The organism is Streptomyces sp. NPDC059567, assembly GCF_042735655.1.
GTDB lineage: Bacteria > Actinomycetota > Actinomycetes > Streptomycetales > Streptomycetaceae > Streptomyces.
On sequence record NZ_JBHWBS010000020.1, the window covers coordinates 1 to 22,291 of the forward strand.

Here is a 22,291-nt window from a genome sequence, read left to right on the forward strand (position 1 = left end):
GGACGGTGGTGACCGGGGCGGGGGTGTCGAAGTTCTGCATCATGCTCTCCTTGAGCCGTTGTTTCCGATGACGGAAAAGCTACGTTGCTTTCCATTCTCTGACAACAGCTCTGTTGCACCGATTCGACATCTTCGCAGGTGGAGAGCGGGAAAGTGTTGCAACGGCTTGGAGCTTAACGCAACGGCCATCATCCCGATCATTGCAATGGATGGGAATGAACGCTATGGTGGGGATCAGGAACCGCCACGAAAGACCACGAAGGAGACCGCGATGCCGGGAGGCAGGCTCACCCAGCAGGAACGTCAGCAGATCGCGCTGGGACTGGCCGACGGCCTCGCCTACGCGGAGATCGCCAGACGCCTCGACCGTCCGACCTCGACGATCACGCGCGAGGTCATGCGCAACGGCGGCCCCACCGCCTACCGCGCCGACTTGGCTCACCGCGCCACCGAGCACCGCGCCCACCGGCGCAGGCGGGCCACACCCCGGGGCGTGGAGGCGCCCGAGCAGGCTTACGGGCGTGACGCCGAAGAAGTACGCGCGTACGAAGAGACGTTCACCACCGTCATGATGGCGTCGGGCATGCCCAAGATGATGGCCCGGGTGATGGCCTGCCTCACCCTCACCGACACGGGCAGCCTGACCGCGTCCGAGCTCGTCCAGCGCCTCCAGATCAGCCCGGCGTCCGTCTCCAAGGCGATCGCGTTCCTCGACAGCCAGGGCATGGTCCGCCGGGAACGCGACGAACGCCGCCGCGAGCGCTACGTCGTCGACGACGACATCTGGTACCAGTCGATGATCGCCAGCGCCCGGGCCGCCGCCCAGATCGTGGAGACCGCCCGGCAGGGCGTCGGCGTCCTCGGCCCCGACACCCCGGCCGGCACCCGCCTGGAGGGCGTCGCCCGCTTCCTCGACTTCGTCTCCGAGAGCACCCTCCGCGCCGCCGAACAGGCCCGCGAAATACTCCACACCAAGCCGACGACGACCCCGGACACCACCACCGAACCAGGCTCGGATCACTGAGAGACGGACAGCCACCGCGTTCGGGCGGGCGGCCGCTGCGCGGCGGGCAGACCCGCGGCACCGGAACGGGCTTGCGCAGCACCCGGTCCGGGCGCGGCCGGCCTGGAACTTCGACCGGCGGGTCGGCCAGAGGAGTAATACGGTCGGTGGCGGTCCCGACGGTGACGTCGTGTGCGCGGCGGGCGGGCGACCCCGTCAAGTGGCAGGCCGCCCGCGCCTCCTGAAGCACGGACTAGGAAGCCCGCGCCCCTTCAGGCTCGCCGACCACCAGGACGATCTTGCCGGTGGTGCGGTCGGTCTCGCCGAGGGCGTGGGCCTTCGCGGCCTCCGCGAGGGGGAAGGTGGCCTCCACATGGGCCCGCAGGCTGCCCGCCGCCACGAGGTCGGCGACGGCGCTCATGCCCGCGTGGTCGGCCTCGACGAGGAGGGTCTCCACGCGAACACCCCGCGCCTCCGCCTTCTGCGCCTCGTCGGGGTCGGTGGGCGGCAGGAGCGAGACGAGGACGCCGCCGGGGCGCAGGACCTCCAGGGAACGGGCGCGGGTCTCCCCCGACATCGGGTCGAGCACCACGTCGATGTCGTGGGCGACGTCCCGGAAGTCGGTGGTGCGGTAGTCGATGACCTCGTCCGCGCCGAGGGAGCGCACGAAGTCGTGCTTGGGCTCGCTCGCGGTGCCGATCACGTACGCGCCGCGGGCCTTGGCGATCTGGACGGCGAGGTGGCCGACGCCGCCGGCGGCCGCGTGGACGAGGACCCGCTGCCCGGGGGCGACGGCGGCGGTGTCGACGAGGGCCTGGTAGGCGGTGAGTGCGGCGAGCGGGAGGGCTCCGGCCTGCACGTGGTCGATGCCGGCGGGCTTGGGGGCGAAGGCCCGGGCGGGGGCGGTCACGTACTCGGCGTGGGAGCCGACCCCGTAGGGGTAGGGCAACATGCCGAAGACCTCGTCGCCGGGCTTGAAGAGCGTCACGCCGTAGCCGACGGCCTCGACGACGCCGGAGACGTCCCAGCCGAGGACGAGCGGCATCCGGTCGAGGAACAGCGTCTGGGAGCGGTGCTTCCAGTCGGTCGGGTTGACACCGGCCGCACGGACGGCGACCAGGATCTGGCTGGGGCCGGGGGCGGGTCGGGGGATCAGGACCTCCTTGAGCACGTCGGGGGTGCCGTGGGTGTCCTGGCTGATGGCGCGCATGGTGGCGTTGTTCGTCATGTGTCCAGGTTCCCGGCCGGGGCCCGGGCGTACCATGGCATGATTGCCATCTTTCGACAGGATCGTGCCATGGGAAGCGAAAGCGCCACCGTCGTCGCCGGGTCAACGCCTCATCGCGTCGTCGTCCTCGCCCTGGACGGGGTGTACCCCTTCGAGCTGGGCATCCCGAGCCGTGTCTTCGGGGCGGCGGGCGACCTGTACGAGGTCCTGACCTGCTCCGTCGACGGCGGCCCGGTGCGTACGAACTCCGACTTCTCCGTCACCGTGGAGCATGGTCCCGAGGCGCTGCGTACGGCGGACACGGTCGTCCTCCCGCCCTTCGACACCGCCGAGATCACACGGGAAATCCGGCCGGAGGTCGCGGATGCGCTCGCCGCCGTCCCGCCGGGCGCGCGGACCGTGTCCATCTGCACGGGGGCTTTCGTGCTCGCGTCGGCGGGGCTCCTCGACGGGCGGCCGGCCACCACGCACTGGGCGCTCGCGAACGCCTTCCGGTCGTGGTTCCCCCAGGTGGACCTGGACCCGGACGTCCTCTTCGTCGACGACGGCGATCTGCTGACCTCGGCCGGCGCCGCTTCCGGGGTGGACGTCTGCCTGCATCTCGTACGCAAGGACCACGGCACCGCCGTCGCCAACCAGGTGGCGCGGGCCTGTGTCGTGCCGCCGTGGCGGGACGGCGGCCAGGCCCAGTACATCGTGCAGCCCGTGCCGGGGCAGGACTCGAGCGGGACGTGGGCCACCCGCCAGTGGGCTCTGGAGAACCTCCACGAACCGCTGACGTTGAGGGAGCTCGCCGACCACGCCCGGATGAGTCTGCGCACCTTCGCCCGCCGCTTCAACGAGGAGGTGGGCATGAGTCCGGGGCGCTGGCTGATCCAGCAGCGCGTGGACCACGCGCGGCAGCTCCTGGAGTCCACCGACCTGGCGGTGGACGACATCGCGGGTCAGGTCGGCTTCGCGACGGGGACCTCGCTGCGTCAGCATCTGCATGCCGCCATCGGGGTCACCCCGCTCGCCTACCGGCGGACCTTCCGGGGCGGCCTGTCGCCGACTGCGTGAGCATCTCCGCAGGTCAGAGCCGCGGCGATAAAGGTGTGAGGGTATTCCCTCGAATCCATCGGAGTTCCAATGCCGGCCATTGGATTCCCCATTGGAAACCCGTCGGCGGCGGGCTTAGCGTCGAGGACATCGCCGCACGGTCGATCCGAACCCGGAGCGTCAGCACGCACGGAGCGTCTCCCCGCGGCGGTGCCCATCCACGGGCCTCAGGCCCCGCCACCTCGGAGTGACCCACCATGTCGAAGATTCTTTTCGTGATCACCGGCGCCGACCACTGGACGCTCGCCGACGGCACCAAGCACCCTTCCGGCTTCTGGGCCGAGGAGGCCGCCGCGCCGTACGAGGCGTTCAAGGCCGCCGGCCACGAGGTCGTGGTCGCCACTCCCGGCGGGGTCGTCCCCACGGTCGACCAGAGCAGTTTCGCCCCCGAGTTCAACGGCGGCCAGGAGGGCGCGGACAGGGTGGCCGCCGTCCTCGCCTCGTTCACCGAACTCCAGCGCCCGATCGCCCTGGAGGACGTGGACCTCGACGCCTACGCGGCCGTCTTCTACCCCGGCGGGCACGGGCCGATGGAGGACCTCGCCGTCGACCGGACCTCGGGTCGGATCCTGATCGACGCCCTCGACTCGGGCAAGCCGCTCGCCGTCGTCTGCCACGGCCCGGCGGCGCTCCTCGCCGCCACGAAGGACGACGGCACGAACGCCTTCGCCGGCTATCGGGTCGCCGCCTTCACCAACGCCGAGGAGACCCAGTCCGGCTTCGCCGACAAGGCCAAGTGGCTGCTGGAGACCCGTCTGGTCGAGGCGGGCGTCGACGTCCAGGTCGGCGAGCCCTGGGTGCCGAACATCGTCGTCGACCGCAACCTCGTCACCGGCCAGAACCCGTCCTCCTCCGCCCCGCTCGCGGCCGAGGTCCTGAAGAAGCTGGGCTGACCCGGCCCCACCGACCGCCCCGGGATCCGCATCGCCCCCGCCTCACTCCCCGGCGGCCTCCTGGGCGATCCGGTCGAACTGGGCGCCCATCGCCTCGGCGAGCGCCTGGGCGGCGGAGAGCGGCCGGACCATGACGGTGAAGTCGTCGATCCGGCCGTCCTCGTCGAAGTGGAGGAAGTCGCAGCCCTGGATCTGACGGCCGTTCACGGTCGCGGTGAAGACGAGGGCGTGGTCGCGTCCGTCGGGGTTGGCGATCTCGCGTACGTAGGTGAAGTCCTCGAAGACACGCAGCACCCCGCGGAGGATCGCCGCGGTGATCGCCTTCCCGGCATACGGCTTGAACGCGACCGGACTGGTGAAGACGACGTCGTCGGCCAGCAGCGCGGCCACGGCGGACGGGTCACGGTCCTCGACGGCCTTGCGGAACGGGTGCATGAACCCTCGCATACTCAACTCGTTGAATAGGTGAGGGGGAGGGTACACCAGTCAGGCGCCCTCCACCGTGTACGGAACGAAGGTGCTGGTGTTCTCGTCCACCGCCAGCGGGCGGCCCAGAGGAGGGACCGCGCGCTGGGGGCAGTCGAGGCGTTCGCAGAGGCGGCAGCCCATGCCGATCGGGGTGGCCGCCCCGATATTGGCGAGGTCGATGCCGTCGGAGTAGACGAGCCGGGAGGCGTGGCGGATCTCGCAGCCGAGTCCGATGGCGAAGGTCTTGCCCGGCTCGCCCCAGCCGCCGCGGTGGCGGGTGACGGCGCGGGCGGTCCACAGGTAGCGCTGCCCGTCGGGCATGGCGGCGACCTGGACGTGGATGCGGCCGGGGGCGGCGAAGGCCTCGTAGACGTTCCAGAGCGGGCAGGTACCGCCGGCGCGGGAGAAGTGGAATCCGGTGGCGGACTGGCGCTTGGACATGTTGCCGGCCCTGTCGACCCGGACGAAGGAGAACGGAACCCCGCGCAGTCTGGGGCGTTGCAGGGTGCTCAGGCGGTGGCAGACCGTCTCGTATCCGAGCCCGAAGTGGTCGGTGAGCCGCTCGATGTCGTAGCGGAACTCCTCGGCGGCCGCATGGAAGGCCCGGTACGGGAGGACGAGGGCCGCGGCGAAGTAGTTGGCGATCCCGATGCGGGCGAGGGCGTGCGGGGTGGATCCGGCGGGGAAGTCCTCCGCGGCGAGCCGGTCCAGTTCGGCGGACTGCTCCAGCAGGGCCAGCTGCGTCGCCATGCGGAAGGCCTGCTGCCCGGGGCGCAGGCGGGTCGAGAGGTGCAGGACGCGGCCGGTGTCGTCGTAGTGGTGCAGCCGGTCCGAGTCGGTGGTGACGCGTACGCCGTGGTGTTCGGCGAGCCGTGCGGTGAGCGTGCGCACGACGTCTCCGGGGCGGATGCGGAGCGAGCGGGCCAGCTCCTCGGCGGCGAGGTCGATGTCGTGGAGATAGTTCTGGCGGCGGTAGAAGAACTCGCGGATCTCCTCGTGCGGGGAGCGCGGAGCGTCCGGGCCCAGGTCCCCGTCGCGGCCTTCGACGGTCCCGGCGAGACGCTCCGCCAGCTGCTGGCTTCGCCGCCCGAGGTCCAGCAGCACATGCGCGACGGCCGGCATACGGGAGGCCAGTTCGGCCAGGTCGGAGGGGGACACCCGGGCCTTGTCGACCTCCCCCGCCAACGCCTCGCGCAGATCGGCGACGAGCCGGCTGGTGTCCCGCTCCGAGAAGAAGCCGGGGTCGACCCCGAAGGTCTCGGTCAGCCGCAGCAGGACGGGCACGGTCAGCGGGCGTGAGTCGTGCTCCATCTGGTTCAGATAGCTGGGCGAGATGGCGAGCACCCGGGCCAGCTCGGCCTGGCTCATCCGCCGTTCCTCGCGCAGCCGTCGTAGCCGCGCTCCCGCGTAGGTCTTGCCCACAGCGCCTCCTTCGGACCGTCCCGGACCGTCCCCGTGACGCGCGTCAGCCTACGCGGGAATCCATGCCGAAAGACCTTCGCAGACTTGGCAGATCGCCGCGCGAAGATTGGCAGAAGTTGGCAATCGTCCCCCGTTGATGGCACCCGGTGTCATTGAGAGAGTCGTCCTGCGGCCCGCCGATCCAGGCGGCCCAGGCGGTACCACCGGGCGCGATTCATGCCCTGATGTCGGTGATCCCGGCAGGTCCCGGCTGGCGGTTCGGCGCGATTGCTCAGCTCGTTCCACGAGGGACGGCGGGCCGCACACTCCCACCCACGGCACACAGTGCCGATGCTTTGCACATTTGACGTGCACGGCCCGCTCGAACGACTCATGGAGACGGTGACGGTCATGGCAGAGACGAACACGACGGCTGCGGCGGCGGAGCTGGCCGAGCGCTGGGCAACGGACCCCCGCTGGGCCGGGATCGAGCGGACCTACACCGCCGAGGAGGTGGTCCGGCTCTCCGGCAGCATCCGCGAGGAGCACACCCTGGCCCGGCGCGGCGCCGAGCGCCTGTGGCGGCAGCTGCACGAGCGTGACTACATCCACGCGCTCGGCGCGCTGACCGGCGGGCAGGCCGTGCAGCAGGTGCGGGCCGGGCTCCAGGCGATCTACCTGTCGGGCTGGCAGGTGGCCGCCGACGCCAACCAGGCCGGCCACACCTACCCCGACCAGAGCCTCTACCCGGTCAACTCGGTGCCGCAGGTGGTGCGCCGGATCAACAACGCCCTGCTGCGCGCCGACCAGATCGCCACCGCCGAGGGCGGCTCGGACGGCATCGACTGGCTGGCGCCGATCGTGGCCGACGCCGAGGCCGGCTTCGGCGGCCCGCTGAACGCCTTCGAGCTGACCAAGGCGATGATCGCGGCGGGTGCGGCCGGTATCCACTACGAGGACCAGCTGGCCTCGGAGAAGAAGTGCGGCCACCTCGGCGGCAAGGTCCTCGTCCCGACCGCCCAGCACATCCGCACCCTGAACGCGGCCCGGCTCGCGGCGGACATCGCCGACACCCCGACGCTGATCGTCGCCCGCACGGACGCCCTCGCCGCGAACCTGCTGACCAGCGACGTCGACGAGCGCGACGCGCGGTTCGTGACCGGGGAGCGCACCGCCGAGGGCTTCTACCGCGTGCAGAACGGCATGGCGCCCGTCATCGCCCGTGGCCTCGCCTACGCCCCGTACGCCGACCTCATCTGGGTCGAGACCGGCACCCCGGACCTGGTGCAGGCCCGCGAGTTCGCCGAGGCGATCCACGCGGAGCACCCGGACCAGATGCTCGCGTACAACTGCTCGCCGTCCTTCAACTGGAAGGCCGCGCTCGACGACGACCAGATCGCCAAGTTCCAGCGTGAGCTCGGGGCGATGGGCTACCGCTTCCAGTTCATCACCCTGGCCGGCTTCCACTCCCTCAACCACGGCATGTTCGACCTGGCCCGCGGCTACGCCGAGCACGGCATGACGGCGTATGTGGACCTCCAGGAGCGGGAGTTCGCCGCCCAGGCGCAGGGCTTCACCGCCGTGAAGCACCAGCGTGAGGTCGGCACCGGCTACTTCGACCTGGTCTCCACCGCCGTCAACCCGGCCTCCTCCACGACCGCGCTCGCCGGCTCCACCGAGGAAGAGCAGTTCCACTAGCCCGTCCTCCGGCATCCGACCGGTTCGTGTCCCGGCCGAACGGGGGCGAGCGACCGTCTCCGCCCGCCCCCGTTCACCCGCAGCTCAGGAGAGTTCGATGACCATCAGCGCCCCGACCCGTCACGTCCGTGTCCTGGCCGCCCCCGGTGACCGCCACGACGAGATCCTCACCCCCGCCGCCCTGGACTTCGTCGGCCGGCTCGCCGACGCCTTCGGCGAACGCCGGCTGTGGCTCCTGAAGGAGCGCCGTCGGCAGGCCATCCGGCTCGCCACCGGCTCCCCGCTCGACTTCCCCGTCGCCACCTCGGCCGTGCGCGCCGACCCGTCCTGGCGGGTCGCCCCGCCCGCCCCCGGCCTGACCGACCGCAGGGTCGAGATCACCGGACCGCCGGACCGGCGGATGGCCGTCAACGCCCTCAACTCCGGCGCCCGGGTGTGGATGGCCGACTTCGAGGACGCCACCGCCCCCACCTGGGACAACGTCATCGGCGGCCAGCTCACCCTGCTCGACGCCATCGAGCGCCGCATCGACTTCGCCACACCGGAGGACAAGGAGTACCGCCTCGGCGAGAACCCCGCCACCATCGTGGTCCGGCCGCGCGGCTGGCACCTCGACGAGGAGCACCTGGAGTTCGGCGGCCGCCCGGTCCCCGCCTCCCTCGTCGACTTCGGTCTGTACTTCTTCCACTGCGCGCGGCGCCAGATCGACGCCGGGTACGGCCCGTACTTCTACCTCCCCAAGCTGGAGAACCACTACGAAGCACGACTGTGGAACGACGTGTTCGTCCTCGCCCAGGACCTGCTCGGCATCCCCCGTGGCACCGTCCGCGCCACCGTCCTCATCGAGACGATCACCGCCGCCTTCCAGATGGAGGAGATCCTCTACGAGCTGCGCGAGCACAGCGCGGGTCTCAACGCCGGCCGCTGGGACTACCTCTTCAGCCTGATCAAGACCTTCGGCCACCGCACCGACTTCCTCCTCCCCGACCGGGCCAAGGTCACCATGACGGCCCCCTTCATGCGCGCCTACACCGAACTCCTGGTGCGCACCTGCCACCGGCGGGGCGCCCACGCCATCGGCGGCATGGCCGCCCAGGTCCCGAGCAAGGACCCGGCCGCGAACGAGGCGGCCCTCGCCAAGGTCCGTCTCGACAAGGAACGCGAGGCCGAGGACGGCTTCGACGGATCCTGGGTCGCCCACCCCGGACTCGTCCCGGTCTGCCGCGGCGTGTTCGACGGCGTGCTGGGAGACCGGCCCGACCAGATCCACCGGACTCGCGACGACGTGGAGACGACCGCGGACCACCTGCTCTCGGTCCGGCGGATCAGCGGCCCGCCGACCGAGGACGGCGTGCGCACCAACATCGCCGTCGCCCTGCGCTACTTCGACGCCTGGCTGCGCGGGCAGGGAGCCGTGGCGCTGTACGGGCTGATGGAGGACGCCGCCACCGCCGAGATCGCGCGGGTCCAGGTCTGGCAGTGGCTGAGGCACCAGGCGATCGACCGCGCAAGCGTGCTGGACATTCTGGACGAGGAGCTGGCAAAGCTCGGCGCGGAGTACCCATGGGCGGCCCTCGACGAGGTGCGCGAGCTGTTCGCGAGGACCACGCTCGCGCCCGAGCTGCCGCTCTTCTTCACCCCGGACGCCTACTCCCGTCACCTCGTGCGACGGACGGAGTCCGCGGCATGAGCGGGGACAGCCGGGACATCCGGCGCGTGGGGATCGTCGGCGGCGGGCAGATGGGGGCGGGCATCGCGGAGGTCTGCGCCCGCGCCGGCCTCGACACCGTCGTCTGCGAGGCCGATGCCGAGGCCGCCCGCGCGGCCCGCGAACGCGTCGCCGTCTCCCTCGACCGCGCCGTCCGGCGCGGCAGGCTCGACCGGGTCTCCGCCGAGGACGCCCTGGCGCGTCTCCTCTTCACCGGCGATCTCGACGATCTCGCCGACCGGCAGCTGGTCGTCGAGGCCGTCGTCGAGGACGCCGAGGCGAAGACCGGGATCTTCGCCGCTCTCGACAAGATCGTGGCGGACCCGGAGGCGATCCTCGCCAGCAACACCTCGGCCGTCCCGATCATGCGGCTGGGCATGGCCACCCACCGCGCCGACCGGGTCGTGGGCGTGCACTTCTTCAACCCCGTGCCGGTGCTGCCCCTCGTGGAGATCGTCCCCTCGCTCCACACCACGCCGGAGACCACCGCACGGGTCGAGAGCTTCGTGCGCGACGCCCTCGGGAAGACCGCGATCCGCTCCCAGGACCGCTCCGGCTTCGTCGTCAACGCCCTGCTCGTGCCGTACCTCCTCGCGGCGGTCCGGATGGCCGAGTCCGGGTTCGCGACGGCGAGCGACATCGACGCCGGCATGGTGCTGGGCTGCGCCCACCCGATGGGCCCGTTGAAGCTGGCCGATCTGATCGGCCTCGACACCGTCGCCGCGATCGCCGAGTCGCTGTACGAGGAGTTCAAGGAACCGCTCTACGCCCCGCCCCCGCTGCTCCAGCGGATGGTGCAGGCGGGGCTGCTCGGCCGCAAGAGCGGTCGCGGGTTCCACACGTACGACCGGGACTGAGGGGTCCTGGTCAGCCGCCCGGGCCGAGGGAGCCCGGCAGCCGAAGGAACGGTGGGGGTGCGACTCGCGGTGCGGTCGCGCCCCCACCGTGGTATCGGTCCGGGCCGTCCTCCCGCACGAACGCGCCGACGGGTCACATGCGGCATAGAACGGATTGCCCCGGTGGTTCAAGGAGGGCAAGGTCACAGCCTTGCGCCCTGCTGGTCCTTTAGCCACCTGACCTAGCATCCGAGCATGACAGTCCTTCCCGACGACGGGCTTGCCCTCGCCGCCGAATTCTCCGACGCGACCCGTGAGCAGTGGCAGCACCTTGTGGCAGGTGTGCTGCGCAAGTCGGGCAAGGAGGTAGAAGGCACGGCCGCCGAGGACGCCCTCTCCACCCTGCTGGAGGACGGGCTTCGCGTCCGCCCGCTCTACGCGGCCGACGACACCGCACCCGAGCCCGGATTCCCCGGCTTCGCCCCCTTCGTCCGGGGCAGCAGGCCCGAAGGGAACACCCAGGGCGGCTGGGACGTACGCCAGCGCCACACGGCCGCGGACGGCCCGACGGTGCTCGCGGACCTGGAGAACGGCGTCACCTCGCTCTGGCTGGTCGTCGGCGAGGGCGGCATCCCGACGGCCTCGCTCGGCTCCGTCCTCGACGGCGTCTACCTCGACCTCGCCCCCGTCGTCCTCGAAGCCGGCCACGAGGTCGAGGACGCCGCCGACGAGCTGCTGCGCCTGTACGCGGAGCGTGGCGTCGCCAACGAGGCCGCGCGCGGCAACCTGGGCGCCGACCCGCTCGGCCTCGAGGCCCGTACGGGGCAGGCGTCGGACTTCGCGCCCGCGGCCCGACTCGCGCGGCGGTGCGCCGAGGAGTACCCGGGGCTGCGGGCGCTCACCGTGGACGCGCTGCCGTACCACGAGGCCGGCGGTTCGGCCGCACAGGAGCTGGGCTGCTCGCTGGCGACGGGCGTCGCGTATCTGCGGCAGCTCACCGACGCGGGTCTGAGCGTCGAGCAGGCCTGCGGGCAGCTGGAGTTCCGCTACGCGGCCACCGCCGACCAGTTCCTCACCATCGCCAAGCTGCGAGCGGCGCGCCGGCTGTGGGCCCGGGTCGCCGAGGTGTCCGGAGCGAGCGGCGCGGGCGCGCAGATCCAGCACGTGGTCACCTCGCCGGTGATGATGACGCGCCGCGACCCCTGGGTGAACATGCTGCGCACGACCATCGCCACCCTGGCCGCCGGGGTGGGCGGAGCCGATTCGGTCACCGTTTTGCCGTTCGACCACGCGCTCGGACTGCCCGACGCGTTCGCCCGACGCATCGCCCGCAACACCTCGACGATCCTGATCGAGGAGTCCCACCTGTCCCGGGTGATCGACCCGGCGGGCGGCTCCTGGTACGTGGAGCGCCTCACGGACGAACTCGCCGAGGCCGGCTGGGAGTTCTTCCGGACCATCGAGCGTGCGGGCGGTCAGGCCGCCGCGCTGCGGTCCGGAACGATCCGCGACCGGCTCGCCGAGACCTGGTCGGCCCGCAGCACGAAGCTCGCCAAGCGGCGCGAACCCATCACCGGCGTCAGCGAGTTCCCGCACCTCACCGAGAACCCGGTCGTCCGCGAGCCCGCGCCCGAACCGCCGTCCGGCGGCCTGCCTCGCGTGCGCCGTGACGACGCGTACGAGGTGCTGCGCGCCCGCTCCGACGCCCACCTCGCCGCGACGGGAACCCGGCCGCGGATCTTCCTCTCCGCCATCGGCCCGGCCGCGGCGCACACGGCGCGGTCCACGTTCGCCGCCAACTTCTTCCAGGCGGGCGGCATCGAGCCCGTCACGGAGGGCACCTTCGAGGAGAGCGGCGCGAGCGAGGCCTGCCTCTGCTCCAGCGACGCGCTCTACGAGGAGCAGGCCGCGGCCCGCGCGCAGGAGCTCCGGGCGAGCGGCGCCGGGCATGTGTTCCTCGCCGGACGGCCCGCCGAGTACGCCGGTGTCGACGCCTTCGTCTTCGCCGGCTGCGATGCCGTCGCCGTACTCTCCGCCACGCTCGACCGCATGGGAGTGTCCTGATGTCCATCCCCGATTTCTCCGCGATCGAGCTGGGGACCCCGGCCGCCGACGCCGGCGCCGACGAGTGGCGGTCGGCCGTCAAGAAGGCCTCGGGCGGTGACGACCTGCTCTGGGAGACCCCGGAGGGCATCGCGGTCAAGCCGCTCTACACCGGGCAGGACCTGGAGGGCCTGGACTTCCTGGAGACGTATCCGGGCACGGCCCCGTATCTGCGAGGCCCGTACCCGACGATGTACGTCAACCAGCCCTGGACGATCCGTCAGTACGCGGGCTTCTCCACCGCCGAGGAGTCCAACGCGTTCTACCGGCGCAACCTGGCGGCGGGCCAGAAGGGCCTGTCGGTCGCCTTCGACCTGCCGACCCACCGCGGCTACGACAGCGACCACCCGCGCGTGACCGGCGACGTCGGCATGGCGGGTGTGGCCATCGACTCGATCTACGACATGCGCCAGCTCTTCGACGGCATCCCGCTGGACAGGATGACCGTGTCGATGACGATGAACGGCGCCGTACTGCCCGTACTCGCGCTGTACATCGTGGCGGCCGAGGAGCAGGGCGTGCCGCCCGAGAAGCTGGCCGGGACCATTCAGAACGACATCCTCAAGGAGTTCATGGTCCGCAACACCTACATCTATCCGCCGAAGCCGTCGATGCGGATCATCTCCGACATCTTCGCCTACACCTCGCAGCGGATGCCGCGCTACAACTCCATCTCCATCTCCGGGTACCACATCCAGGAGGCGGGTGCGACGGCCGACCTGGAGCTGGCCTACACGCTCGCGGACGGCGTGGAGTACATCCGGGCGGGGCGGGAAGCGGGCCTGGACGTGGACGCGTTCGCCCCCCGGCTCTCCTTCTTCTGGGCCATCGGCATGAACTTCTTCATGGAGATCGCCAAGATGCGGGCGGCCCGGCTGCTGTGGGCGAAGCTGGTCAAGCAGTTCGACCCGCAGAACGCCAAGTCCCTCTCCCTGCGCACCCATTCGCAGACCTCCGGCTGGTCGCTGACGGCGCAGGACGTCTTCAACAACGTGACGCGTACGTGCGTCGAGGCGATGGCGGCCACCCAGGGCCACACCCAGTCGCTGCACACCAACGCCCTCGACGAGGCGCTCGCCCTGCCCACCGACTTCTCGGCGCGGATCGCCCGCAACACCCAGCTGCTGATCCAGCAGGAGTCGGGCACGACCCGGGCGATCGATCCGTGGGGCGGCAGCGCCTACGTGGAGAAGCTGACCTACGACCTGGCTCGCCGCGCCTGGCAGCACATCCAGGAGGTCGAGCAGGCGGGCGGCATGGCGCAGGCCATCGACGCCGGCATCCCCAAGCTGCGGGTGGAGGAGGCCGCGGCCCGCACCCAGGCCCGCATCGACTCCGGGCGGCAGCCGGTCATCGGCGTGAACAAGTACCGGGTCGACGCCGACGAGCAGATCGACGTGCTCAAGGTCGACAACTCCTCCGTGCGCTCCCAGCAGATCGCCAAGCTGCGGCGGCTGCGGGAGGAGCGCGACGAGGCGGTCACCCAGGACGCGCTGCGCGCGCTGACGAACGCGGCGGACCGCGGCGACGGCAACCTGCTCGCGCTGGCGGTGGACGCGGCCCGCGCGAAGGCGACGGTCGGTGAGATCTCCGACGCCCTGGAGAAGGTGTACGGGCGGCACGCGAGCCAGATCCGTACGATCTCCGGCGTGTACCGCAACGAAGCCGGCGACTCCCCGTCCGTGGAGCGCACCCGTGCCCTCGTGAACGCCTTCGCCGAGGAGGAGGGCCGCCGTCCGCGCATCCTGGTCGCCAAGATGGGCCAGGACGGCCACGACCGCGGCCAGAAGGTGATCGCCACCGCCTTCGCCGACCTGGGCTTCGACGTGGACGTCGGCCCGCTGTTCCAGACGCCGGCCGAGGTCGCGCGCCAGGCCGTCGAGGCGGACGTGCACATCGTGGGCGTCTCGTCGCTGGCGGCCGGTCACCTGACCCTCGTGCCGGCGCTGCGGCAGGAACTGGCCGCGGAGGGCCGCGAGGACATCATGATCGTGGTGGGCGGTGTCATCCCGCCGGCTGACGTCCCCACCCTCCTCGAGATGGGCGCGGCGGCCGTGTTCCCGCCCGGGACGGTGATTCCGGACGCGGCGCACGACCTGGTGCGGCGGCTGTCGACCGGCCTCGGGCACGAGCTGTGATCGACGTCGACGCGTATGTGAAGGGTGTACTCGACGGGAAGCGGGCGATCGTGGCCCGCGCCATCACGCTCGTCGAGTCCACCCGCCCCCAGCACCGGGCTCTGGCCCAGCGGTTGCTGACCGAGCTGCTTCCGCACAGCGGGAAGGCGCGCCGGATCGGGATCAGCGGTGTGCCGGGGGTCGGGAAGTCGACGTTCATCGACGCGTTCGGCACGATGCTGACCGGCCTCGGCCACCGGGTCGCCGTCCTCGCCGTCGACCCCTCGTCGAGCCGGACGGGTGGCTCGATCCTGGGCGACAAGACACGCATGGAGCGTCTCGCCGTGGATCCGGCGGCCTTCGTCCGGCCCTCCCCCACGGCGGGAACGCTGGGCGGGGTCGCCAAGGCGACGCGCGAGTCGATCCTGGTGATGGAGGCGGCGGGCTACGACGTGATCCTCGTCGAGACCGTCGGCGTCGGCCAGTCCGAGACCGCCGTCGCCAACATGGTCGACTCGTTCCTGCTGCTCACGCTCGCACGGACGGGTGACCAGCTGCAGGGCATCAAGAAGGGCGTCCTGGAGCTGGCGGACGTGGTCGCCGTCAACAAGGCGGACGGCCCCCACGAACGGGACGCCCGCGCGGCCGCGCGTGAGCTGTCGGGCGCGCTGCGGCTGATGCAGAGCAGGGACGCCGCCTGGTCACCCCCCGTCCTGCACTGCAGCGCCCGTGAGTCGTCCGGCCTGGACACCGTCTGGGAGCGCCTCGAACAGCACCGCATGCTGCTGGACTCGACCGGCAGCCTCGCCGCGCGCCGCCGCGACCAGCAGGTCGACTGGACGTGGACGATGGTCCGCGACGACCTCCTGGGCCGCCTCCACGCGGACCCGTCCGTCCGCGCCCTGGCCCCCGCCCTCGAACAGCAGGTCAGAAACGGCCAGTTGACGGCCACCCTCGCCGCGGAACGCATCCTGCGCGCGTTCGAGACCGCGGGAGGGCCCGCCCCGGAGGACGTCTGACCGGGAGCCGGGCGAGGAGCTGGGTCCTTACGTCATCCCGTCGCCGCCGCCACCGTGCGGCGGGTCGGGGAGGGGGAGTTGGATGCGGAAGGTGCTGCCTTCGCCCGGGGTGGTGTCGAGGGTGATGCGGCCGCCGTGGGCGGTGACGAGGGCTTGCGCGATGGCGAGGCCGAGGCCGGTGCCGCCGGTGGTGCGGGTGCGGGAGTCGTCGGCGCGGTAGAAGCGGTCGAAGACCCGGTCGCGTTCGGCGGGGGTGAGGCCGGGGCCCTCGTCGGCGACTTCGAGGACGGCGTGGGTGCCCGCGGTGCCGACGCCGATACGGATCGGGGTGCCCGCGGGGGTGTGCGTGACGGCGTTGCCGATGAGGTTGGTGACGACCTGCCGGAGCCGGGCCTCGTCGGCGACGGCGGGGGCGGTGGACGGCTTTCCGCCACCGGGGCCGGTCAGGGTCACCGGCCGGGTCGTGTCCAGGGCGCGTACGTCGTGGAGGGCGTCGGCGGCCAGGGTGCGCAGGTCCATGGGGGCGAGGTCGAGAGCGAAGGCGGGTCCCCGGTCGGCGTCGGTGCCCGGGTGGGTGTCCTCGTCGAGGCGGGCGAGGAGGAGCATCTCCTCGACGAGCCGGGTGAGGCGTTCGGACTCCGCGGCGATCCGCGTCATGGTCTGGTCGACGTCCTCGCGGGTGGGCAGGGCCCCCATGCGGTAGAGGTCGGTGTAGCCCTTGATGCCGACGAGGGGCGTGCGGAGTTCGTGGCTCGCGTCGGCGAAGAAGCGCCGCGTTCTCGCTTCGGCCTCCGCGCGGGCCTGGAAGGCCGTGTCGATCCGGCCGAGCATCTGGTTCAGGCAGTCGGTGAGGCGCCCCACCTCGGTGTGGGGCGCGGCCAGTTCGGGGACGCGGTGGGAGTAGTCGCCGGCGGTGATGGCCGTCGCGGTCTCCTCGATACGGGTCAGGGGCCGCAGCCCGGAGCGGACGGCGAACCGGCCGGCCACGGCCAGGACCGCGAGCAGGGCGGCCCCCACCGTCAGCGAGAGGTTCCGGGTCTCGGCGATCGTACGGTCGACCTCGTCGAGGGAGGTGGCCACGAGGACGCTGCCCCGGGCCTCGGAGCGCCCGGGCGGGAAGACCTGGGCGGGCTGGGTGACGGCGATGACCCGCCAGCTGTGGTCGCCGTCGTGCGCGGGCACGGTGAAGGGGCGGCCGCCCTGGGCGAGGACCTCCGCGCGGTCGAGGGCGGGAAGGACGGGACCGCCGCCCGGGAGCGCGGTGCTCGTCTCGAACGACCGCCGCGTGGCCCCGTCGGCGTCCAGGTAGGTCACGGTCGTGGCCCCGAGCACGCTGAGGGCCTGCACGCCCGGTGGGGTGTCGGTGCCGGACGGCGGTGAGAGGCGGGCCGCGATCTGGCTGGTCAGGACGAGCCGGTCGTCGACCCGGTCCTGGAGGTGGGCATGCAGGGCCGTGGTGACGAACATGCCCGTACCGAGGAGGCCGACGGCGACCAGGGCGATGGACAGGCACAACAGACGGGTGCGGAGCGACAGCCGGCTCGGCCGGTGCCCGGACAGCCGAGGTATGCGGCGCCTCACGGCCGGGGCTCGCGGATCACGTAACCGACGCCCCGGATGGTGTGGATGAGCTTGGGCTCGCCGGTGTCGACCTTGCGGCGGAGGTAGCTGATGTACGTGTCGACGATGCTGGGGTCGCCGCCGAAGTCGTACTCCCACACGCTGTGCAGGATCTGATTCTTCGTCATGGTCCGTTCCGCGTTGGCGACCAGGAAGTGCAGGAGGCGGAACTCGGTCGGGGACAGCCGCACGGTCCGGCCCGCCCGGGTGACGTGATGGCTGTCGGGTTCGAGTGCCAGGTCGCCGACGGTGATCCGGGCGGGCTGCTCGCCCCTGGTGCGCCGCAGCACCGCGTGGATCCGAGCTATCAGCTCTTCGAGGTCGAAGGGCTTGGTGACGTAGTCGTCGCCACCGAGGCGCAGTCCGTGCAGCCGGTCCTGGCGGTCGTCGCGCGCGGTGACGAAGAGGACCGGCACGTCGCCGCCCCGCCCGAGCCGGGGCGAGCGGGGCTGGGCGCGCAGCCGGCGGATCACCTCGAAGCCGTCCATGTCGGGGAGCATGACGTCGAGCAGGACGAGATCGGGGGTGCGCCCGGCTGCCAGGTCGAGGGCTTCCCGGCCGGTGGCGGCGGCGTCGACGTCGAAGCCGGCGTAGCGCAGCGCGGTGCGCAGCAGTTCCCGGACGGTGGGTTCGTCGTCGACGACGAGCAGATGGTCCGGGCGCCCCACGGTGCGGGAGGGAGGTGTCGGTGCCGCCATGGTGTGGATCTCCTCCTTCACGGACATGGGCTGACGGGGCTGGGGGCTGACAGGGCCCCTCAGAGAATCACACGGGGTTTCACCCGGCCGAGTCGGACGGGACCCTGGACGCGGACCTGGGCGTGGGCGCGGACGTGCGCGTGGGCGCGGACGTGGACGTGCGCGTGCGCGTGGGCGCGGACCTGGACCGGGCGAGGGCCGATCCGGTCGGGCGCCGGGGCACGGCGCCTGGTGTCCGCGCGGCGCTGTTACGGCCCCGGGCCCGCCGGCCGTGCAGGCGGCTGCCGCCGTACGCGGCGAGGGCGCCCAGAACGGTTCCGGCGAGCGCGGACAGCCCGGGACTTGCGTCCAGGCCGGCGGCGACGCCACCCAGCTCGCTGTCCATGACGCTGATGCCGATCCGCAGCGACCCCCGCGCCACCAGTGGAAGCACCAGCGCCAAGACGCCGACCGCGAGGCCCATGCGCACGGCGGTCTCCGCGTGGCGGCCGAGCAGGGAGTCGGAGTCCTCCCGCGGGGTGCGCGCCGGGGTGCGGGCGGCGGCGACGTACCCGGCGACCACCAGCAGGAGCAGCATGAGCAGCAGGGCGATCAGCCACACCGGAACACCGGCGCCCGACCAGCCGCCGACGTCCACGGACCTGTCCGCGTCCGCCGTGTCGCCCCGGGCTCCGGCGCCGATCATGCCCAGCAGCCCGCCGTCCTCGGGCTGCAGGCGGTGCACACCGGCCTCCCAGGACGTGCCGAGGCCGGACGTGAGCAGCACGGCGACGAGGTTGGGGCCGATGAGCAGCAGGATCCCCGCCGCCTCGGCGGCCTGCTCACGGCCGGTCAGGGCAGCGGCGCCGGCCACGAGTGCGACGGTCAGGACCGCGCAGCACAGCACGGCCGCCGTCCCGGTCAGGGTGGAGGTGACGGCGTTCCACTTCCGCCGCGGTCCGCCCAGGGCGATGAACCGCGGCAGCGTCGTACGGCGCGCCGCGAAGCAGCCGACGGCGAGGACGACGGCCACCCCCAGCAGGCCGAAGAAGACGGTCGCGGCGGTGTCGGTCTCGAAGGTGACCGAGAACAGCCCCGAGACGAGGTCACCTTCACCGCCGCCGGTGAATCGGCTGAACGCCCCGGACGAGGGGCCTTCGCCGAAGCGTTCCGTCACGCTCTCGGGCAGCCGTGCCCTGCCATGAGCCATGGCGGCCAGGAGCGGGAGGGCCACCGCCGCGATCGCGAGTGCGCCGCCGCACCGGGCCCACAGCATCGCGGGGGCGGGCCGCGGCCGCCGGTACAGGGGCCGGAAGAAGACGGTCGCGAGGACGGCGATGCCGAGGAAGGTCAGCGTCAGCGGGGTCATCGCCGCCTCGCCGGTCAGACCGAGATCGAGACCCCCGCCGAGGACCGCGAGCAGCCCGCCGAGGCCGCCTCCGTCGGCTGCCCCGGCCTCGGCGGAGGTCGCCGACTCCAGGGTGACGTCGCCGCCGACGGCCATGCTCACGACCGTCGGCACCAGGCGGGAGACCGGCGCGACGGCGTCGGCGCCGAGGAGGGCCAGTGCCGCCCATGCCGCGGCGGCCATGACCCCGAAGGCGATCGCGACGGAGAGCGCCCCTTCGAGGGCGTGGCGCCACGGTGTGACGGGAGGAGCGGAGTGCGGCGGCTGGGCTGCGGACATGGGCGGGCTCCTTGTTTGGAGGCGTTCGGGGCGGGCGGTCTCGCGGCGGGCGGAGCGGGGACTGTGTATCGCGTACGCCCGGGCGGCCAAGGCGCTCCGGCGCCGGCCGGGCGGGGACGGCTCAGCTGCCGGAGGGGCGGCCGCCGCCGCTTCCCGCGGTCTCGACGGCGGGGTCCGGGCCGACACCAGGCGCGATCGCCGTGCCCGTCGCCTCGCGCGGAGCGCGTTCGAGCCGTTCGCCTTCGATGTCGAGGTCGGGGACGAGTCGGTCCAGCCACCCGGGCAGGTGCCAGGCGCGCCGGCCGAGCAGGGCCAGGACGGCCGGTACGAGTGCCATGCGGACGACGAACGCGTCGAAGAGGACGGCCGCGGCGAGCCCGAAGCCGACCGTCTTGAGCATCTGCTCGTCGGAGCCGATGAAGGCGGCGAACACCGAGATCATGATCACGGCCGCGGCGGTCACCACTCGCGCGCTGTGCTCGAACCCGCTGATGACGGAGTCCGACGGCGACTGCCCGTGCACGTACGCCTCGCGCATCCGGGTCACCAGGAACACCTCGTAGTCCATGGCGAGTCCGAAGACCACGCCGACCATGAAGATCGGCATCACCGACATCACCGGCCCCGCTTCCGCGACGCCGAAGACGGACGCCGACCAGCCCCACTGGAAGACCGCGACCACCGCGCCGAGCCCGGCAAGGACCGAGAGGAGGAAGCCCAGTGCCGCCTTGAGCGGCACGAGGAGGGACCGGAAGACGACGATCAGCAGCAGGAACGCCAGACCGACGACGAGTGCGAGGTACGGGATCAGGGCGTCGGACAGCTTCTGCGAGACGTCCACGTTCATCGCCGTCGTGCCGGCGACCAGGACGCGGGCGTCGCTCCCGCTCGCGAGCGCCGGGTCGCGCAGCGCGTGCACGAGCTCGGCCGTCTCGGCGCCGGCCGGTGAGGTGGCCGGGACGACGTTGAGTACGGCGGTGTCTCCGGACTGGCTCAGCCTCGGCTGCCCGACGGCGGCGACGTCCTGCCTGCCGCGGATCCGCTCGGCGACGCTCTTCGCGGCCGCCTGGGCGCCGCCGCCGCCGTCGGCCTGGACGACCACCGTCAGCGGGCCGTTGAAGCCAGGGCCGAAGCCCTCGGCGATCAGGTCGTAGGCACGGCGCTCGGTCGTCGACACCGACTTGCTCTCGTCGCCGGGCAGCCCCATCTCCAGGGAGCCGGCGGGGATGGCGAGCACGCCGAGCAGGGCGACGCCGCCGAGGAGCACGGCGACGGGCCGCCGAACGACGAACCGGGCCCAGCGCACCCCCATCCCGGCCGACGAAGGACCGCCCGCGCCACCCCCCGAGCCCGAGTCGCCCCCCGAGCCCGCGCCACCCCCCGAGGCCGAGTCGCCCCCCGAGCCCGCGCCACCCCCCGAGGCCGAGTCGCCCCCCGAGCCCGCGTGACTCCCCCGGCCCGCGCCACTCCGCAACCCCGCGTCCTTCCCCCGATCCGCGTCCGTCCCCCGGCCCGCGTCACTCCGCAGCCGCGCGTCCGTCCCCCTGCCCGCGTCCTTCCCCCACCGCCGCGGTCGCGCCGGGCCCATGTGCCGGCCGCAGATCCCGAGCAGTGCGGGAATGAGGGTGACGGCGATCAGCACCGCGATGACGACCGTGCCGGCCGCGGCGAGGCCCATCTGCGTCAGCAGCGGGATACCGACCACGCACAGCCCCGCGAGCGCGATCACCACGGTCAGTCCGGCGAACACCACGGCCGACCCCGCCGTGCCGACCGCGTGCCCGGCCGCCTCCTCACGGTCCCGGCCACGGGCGAGTTCGGCGCGGTAACGGGAGACGACGAACAGGGCGTAGTCGATGCCGACGGCCAGTCCGATCATGGTGGCGAGACCCGATGTCGTCGACCCCAGACCGAGCGGATCCGCCAGCACCCGGATCGCCAACCCGCCGATCCCCACTCCCAGTACGGCGGTGAACAGCGGCAGTCCGGCCGCCAGGAGCGAGCCGAAGGTGATGACGAGCACGACGGCGGCCACCGCCAGGCCCACGGCCTCCGAGGAGTGCCCGTCGACCACCGCGTTGACGGCGTTGCCGCCGACCTCGACGGTCAACTCCCCCGAGCCCGCCTGCTCGACGGTGTCCCGCAGCGCGGTGCGGGAGCCCTCTTCGAGCTCCGACGCGGGCACGGGGTAGGAGACCTGCGCGTAGGCGGTGGTGCCGTCCACGCTCACCGATCGCGCGGCGAACGGGTCGGTGACCCGCGCGACCCGCGGATCGTTCCCGAGCGCTCGGACCGTCTCCCCGATCGCCTTCCTCGCCTCGGGGTCGGTGACCTTGCCGTGCTCCGCCCGGAACACCACGCGGGCGGTCGCACCGTCGGCGTTCAGCTGCGGGAAGCGCTCGTCCAGCAGGTCGTACGCCTGCTGCGCCTCCGTACCGGGCATGGAGAAGTCGTTCGGCGGCGGGGCGGGCGCCCGCCCGGCCAGCACGCCCGTCCCCACGAGCAGGACGACCCACAGCAAGGCGACCAGCCGGCGCCTTCGGAAGGAGAAGCGGCCGAGGCCGCGCAGGAAGGTGGCCACAGCAGGGGCTCCAAGTCGGGTCGGGGCTCGTCGGAACACGGCACCGACGCTGTCAGCCCTCCCTGACCGCACCCGGAGAGATCCTGGGAGCTTTCTGAGAGCTCGGACCGCCCGCCCCCTGCCGGAAGCAGCACCAACCGGACATACCGCCGCC

General features: G+C 72.3%; 16 protein-coding genes. 9 read left to right on the forward strand and 7 right to left on the reverse strand.

The window, feature by feature from the left end; genetic code table 11:
• The first annotated feature begins 271 nt into the window (after window positions 1-271).
• Window positions 272-1,024 carry a helix-turn-helix domain-containing protein gene (locus tag ACFVZW_RS12370; RefSeq protein ID WP_384520112.1) on the forward strand — a complete coding sequence of 251 codons (753 nt, stop codon included), beginning with the start codon at window positions 272-274 and terminating at the stop codon, window positions 1,022-1,024.
• 232 nt (window positions 1,025-1,256) lie between these two features.
• Here the strand turns inward: ACFVZW_RS12370 and ACFVZW_RS12375 are convergent, their stop codons facing one another.
• Window positions 1,257-2,231, reverse strand: coding sequence for an NADP-dependent oxidoreductase (locus ACFVZW_RS12375; protein WP_384520114.1), 975 nt, complete (start codon window positions 2,229-2,231; stop codon window positions 1,257-1,259).
• Between the two features lie 69 nt (window positions 2,232-2,300).
• On the opposite strand from ACFVZW_RS12375, the gene ACFVZW_RS12380 reads away from it, so the two are divergent.
• Together ACFVZW_RS12380 and ACFVZW_RS12385 are read left to right on the forward strand one after the other, a co-directional pair.
• Window positions 2,301-3,290 (forward strand): GlxA family transcriptional regulator, encoded by a 990-nt coding sequence (locus ACFVZW_RS12380; RefSeq protein ID WP_384520115.1) that lies wholly within the window; start codon window positions 2,301-2,303, stop codon window positions 3,288-3,290.
• Window positions 3,291-3,526: 236 nt separating this feature from the next.
• Window positions 3,527-4,222, forward strand: a complete 696-nt coding sequence (locus tag ACFVZW_RS12385) for a type 1 glutamine amidotransferase domain-containing protein (RefSeq protein WP_384520116.1) — start codon at window positions 3,527-3,529, stop codon at window positions 4,220-4,222.
• 42 nt (window positions 4,223-4,264) lie between these two features.
• Here ACFVZW_RS12385 and ACFVZW_RS12390 read toward each other — a convergent pair whose 3' ends face one another.
• Window positions 4,265-4,657: a nuclear transport factor 2 family protein gene (locus ACFVZW_RS12390; RefSeq protein ID WP_384520118.1), complete on the reverse strand. Its 393-nt coding sequence runs from the start codon at window positions 4,655-4,657 to the stop codon at window positions 4,265-4,267.
• Between the two features lie 51 nt (window positions 4,658-4,708).
• A complete protein-coding gene (locus ACFVZW_RS12395) occupies window positions 4,709-6,112 on the reverse strand; it encodes a short-chain fatty acyl-CoA regulator family protein (protein WP_384520119.1) in 1,404 nt (467 codons plus the stop codon).
• A gap of 390 nt (window positions 6,113-6,502) precedes the next feature.
• Between ACFVZW_RS12395 and aceA the strand changes: the two genes are divergently transcribed.
• From aceA to meaB, 6 genes are all read left to right on the forward strand, one after another.
• On the forward strand, window positions 6,503-7,789 hold the full coding sequence (gene aceA, locus ACFVZW_RS12400) for an isocitrate lyase (protein ID WP_384520121.1): 1,287 nt from the start codon (window positions 6,503-6,505) through the stop codon (window positions 7,787-7,789).
• Window positions 7,790-7,886: 97 nt separating this feature from the next.
• A complete protein-coding gene (gene aceB / locus ACFVZW_RS12405; RefSeq protein ID WP_384520123.1) occupies window positions 7,887-9,479 on the forward strand; it encodes a malate synthase A in 1,593 nt (530 codons plus the stop codon).
• Entirely contained in the window at window positions 9,476-10,354 is an 879-nt protein-coding gene (locus ACFVZW_RS12410; RefSeq protein ID WP_384520125.1) for a 3-hydroxybutyryl-CoA dehydrogenase, read from the forward strand. Before aceB ends, ACFVZW_RS12410 begins: the two co-directional genes overlap by 4 nt.
• 234 nt (window positions 10,355-10,588) lie before the next feature.
• Window positions 10,589-12,397 carry a methylmalonyl-CoA mutase family protein gene (locus tag ACFVZW_RS12415; RefSeq protein ID WP_384520127.1) on the forward strand — a complete coding sequence of 603 codons (1,809 nt, stop codon included), beginning with the start codon at window positions 10,589-10,591 and terminating at the stop codon, window positions 12,395-12,397.
• Window positions 12,397-14,574: a methylmalonyl-CoA mutase gene (gene scpA, locus ACFVZW_RS12420; protein WP_384520129.1), complete on the forward strand. Its 2,178-nt coding sequence runs from the start codon at window positions 12,397-12,399 to the stop codon at window positions 14,572-14,574. The genes ACFVZW_RS12415 and scpA overlap by 1 nt, the downstream gene beginning before the upstream one ends.
• Window positions 14,571-15,572, forward strand: coding sequence for a methylmalonyl Co-A mutase-associated GTPase MeaB (gene meaB / locus ACFVZW_RS12425; RefSeq protein ID WP_384520131.1), 1,002 nt, complete (start codon window positions 14,571-14,573; stop codon window positions 15,570-15,572). The genes scpA and meaB overlap by 4 nt, the downstream gene beginning before the upstream one ends.
• 27 nt (window positions 15,573-15,599) lie before the next feature.
• Here the strand turns inward: meaB and ACFVZW_RS12430 are convergent, their stop codons facing one another.
• From ACFVZW_RS12430 to ACFVZW_RS12445, 4 genes are all read right to left on the reverse strand, one after another.
• Window positions 15,600-17,153 (reverse strand): sensor histidine kinase, encoded by a 1,554-nt coding sequence (locus ACFVZW_RS12430; RefSeq protein WP_384520132.1) that lies wholly within the window; start codon window positions 17,151-17,153, stop codon window positions 15,600-15,602.
• Complete coding sequence (locus ACFVZW_RS12435; RefSeq protein WP_384520202.1) at window positions 17,150-17,890, reverse strand: response regulator transcription factor; 741 nt, start codon at window positions 17,888-17,890, stop codon at window positions 17,150-17,152. Before ACFVZW_RS12435 ends, ACFVZW_RS12430 begins: the two co-directional genes overlap by 4 nt.
• 79 nt (window positions 17,891-17,969) lie before the next feature.
• Window positions 17,970-19,556: a streptophobe family protein gene (locus ACFVZW_RS12440; protein WP_384520133.1), complete on the reverse strand. Its 1,587-nt coding sequence runs from the start codon at window positions 19,554-19,556 to the stop codon at window positions 17,970-17,972.
• 121 nt (window positions 19,557-19,677) lie between these two features.
• Window positions 19,678-22,137, reverse strand: a complete 2,460-nt coding sequence (locus ACFVZW_RS12445; protein WP_384520135.1) for an MMPL family transporter — start codon at window positions 22,135-22,137, stop codon at window positions 19,678-19,680.
• Window positions 22,138-22,291: the final 154 nt, after the last annotated feature.

Bases quoted from the DNA above. Each gene is read 5' to 3' on its own strand.
- ACFVZW_RS12370 (WP_384520112.1), top strand. From the start codon at position 272: ATGCCGGGAGGCAGGCTCACCCAGCAGGAACGTCAGCAGATCGCGCTG.
- ACFVZW_RS12375 (WP_384520114.1), bottom strand. From the start codon at position 2,231: ATGACGAACAACGCCACCATGCGCGCCATCAGCCAGGACACCCACGGC.
- ACFVZW_RS12380 (WP_384520115.1), top strand. From the start codon at position 2,301: ATGGGAAGCGAAAGCGCCACCGTCGTCGCCGGGTCAACGCCTCATCGC.
- ACFVZW_RS12385 (WP_384520116.1), top strand. From the start codon at position 3,527: ATGTCGAAGATTCTTTTCGTGATCACCGGCGCCGACCACTGGACGCTC.
- ACFVZW_RS12390 (WP_384520118.1), bottom strand. From the start codon at position 4,657: ATGCACCCGTTCCGCAAGGCCGTCGAGGACCGTGACCCGTCCGCCGTG.
- aceA (WP_384520121.1), top strand. From the start codon at position 6,503: ATGGCAGAGACGAACACGACGGCTGCGGCGGCGGAGCTGGCCGAGCGC.
- aceB (WP_384520123.1), top strand. From the start codon at position 7,887: ATGACCATCAGCGCCCCGACCCGTCACGTCCGTGTCCTGGCCGCCCCC.
- ACFVZW_RS12410 (WP_384520125.1), top strand. From the start codon at position 9,476: ATGAGCGGGGACAGCCGGGACATCCGGCGCGTGGGGATCGTCGGCGGC.
- ACFVZW_RS12415 (WP_384520127.1), top strand. From the start codon at position 10,589: ATGACAGTCCTTCCCGACGACGGGCTTGCCCTCGCCGCCGAATTCTCC.
- scpA (WP_384520129.1), top strand. From the start codon at position 12,397: ATGTCCATCCCCGATTTCTCCGCGATCGAGCTGGGGACCCCGGCCGCC.
- ACFVZW_RS12435 (WP_384520202.1), bottom strand. From the start codon at position 17,890: ATGGCGGCACCGACACCTCCCTCCCGCACCGTGGGGCGCCCGGACCAT.
- ACFVZW_RS12440 (WP_384520133.1), bottom strand. From the start codon at position 19,556: ATGTCCGCAGCCCAGCCGCCGCACTCCGCTCCTCCCGTCACACCGTGG.